1 protein-coding gene is annotated in these 1,528 nt (G+C 60.7%); it reads left to right on the top strand.

The window, feature by feature from the left end:
• The first annotated feature begins 62 nt into the window (after positions 1-62).
• The gene (locus tag AC1DHX_RS20680; protein ID WP_441432312.1) at positions 63-731 is read left to right on the top strand and encodes a hypothetical protein; all 669 of its coding nucleotides are present in this window, start codon (positions 63-65) and stop codon (positions 729-731) included.
• Positions 732-1,528 lie beyond the last annotated feature (797 nt).

Raw genomic sequence — 1,528 nt, 5'->3', positions numbered from 1 at the left:
TCCCACCCCCAGGGGAACCCGGCACAATACGCATAGTCACCGGAGAGTTAAGGAGAGCGGCCATGACGTACGCTCACACGATTCAGCGAGTCACGATCTCGGGTACTTGCTTCTCCGGTGCCGAGATCTGGCAGACCGGCTTTTGGCTGGGAGACGAGAGTGCCGACACCAGCACGGCCACTCAGGCTCAGGTGGACGCGATCGCAGCGCGCTGGGCTACCTTCTTCTCCAGCGGCTCGACGCAGATCAACAACAGCTACATCACGACTCAGGTCAAGGTGGCAAACATCCTCACCACAGGCCACACGGATCCACTGAACGTCGTCTACCACACCTACGGGACACCGCCCGTGGGCAGTGCTGGCGGCAACCGGCAGGCGCCCCAGACCACTCTGGTAGCGACGCTGACATCGGCGCTGAGCCGTGGCCTCGCTGCAAAGGGTCGCATGTACCTGCCGGGCCCGTCCATGGCAGTGCAGTCGAATGGGCGCGTCCAGAGCTTCGACATTTCCGGGATCGCCACCGCGTTTCAGACCTTCATCAACGGGGTCAACTCCGACGGCACCCCCGATCAGCAAGTGATCCTTGTTGCCAAGGCGACGACGCTGCCCGCTGTGAAGCCCGCCGTCAATGCGCTGGTCACCGGGATCAACTTCGGGGACGTGTACGATACGCAGCGGAGGCGCAGGGACCAGCTCAAGGAGACTCGGACCGGCCACACCATCCCGTAAGGCCACTAGGCTTTACGTGTGACCTCGAACGGCGGCAACTGGAACTGTGACTACCCCAGCTCCTGAAGGAGCCGCCACACCTCTCCCAGGGCCTCATCGTCGTCCCGCGTCGCCTGGTCTCGCTCTGCGGCCGTCAGGGGCAACTCCATGGTCCTGCGTGCTGTCCTCCGGCACCGTAGGATCGCTTCCGAAAGCTGCTCCCGGATCTCGTCTCTGCTCATGCTGTGGAGCCTACTGGCTCGGTGGCGGTTCGTGGGGTTTCTGCTCTGTTTGCTCCTGCTCTGCAGGAGCAGAGCGCATCCTGATGGTGGAGTAGGAAACGGGTTGTTGCACGCCCCCCCAAACCCCCCCAACTTAAATTTGGGGTCGGTCTGGGGAAGCGTCGCATGCTCTGTGAGCCATCCTGACGGAGCCAGTGAGGGGTCCTGGGCGCTACGACTGCCACCGGTAATTGCTGTCCCGGTCATCCTCGAGGGAGCCATGGCCACTACAGCCACAGAACCACCCAACCGTTAAACGAAGCCGGTACAGGGCATTTCCTCCAGCGTGTTTATTAACCCACCTGAGTTAAAAAGGCCGGCCCTTTGTGGCACAGGTGTGTTAACTCAGCTGTGTTAAAAAGATTGCTCAGGAAATCCCACGATCTGCCGAATTAAGTTCTACAATTCGCCTTATGGGTCGTCCGCATATTCGTCATATGCCTTCCCTGAGCCGGGTTTCCCACCCCCAGGGGAACCCGGCACAATACGCATAGTCACCGGATAGTTAAGGAGATCGGCCATGACGTACGCTCACAC

The organism is Arthrobacter sp. 05N33_2 (genome assembly GCF_056397425.1).
This window is presented reverse-complemented; position numbering and strand designations above follow the sequence as displayed.

Bases quoted from the DNA above. Each gene is read 5' to 3' on its own strand.
- AC1DHX_RS20680 (WP_441432312.1), top strand. From the start codon at position 63: ATGACGTACGCTCACACGATTCAGCGAGTCACGATCTCGGGTACTTGC.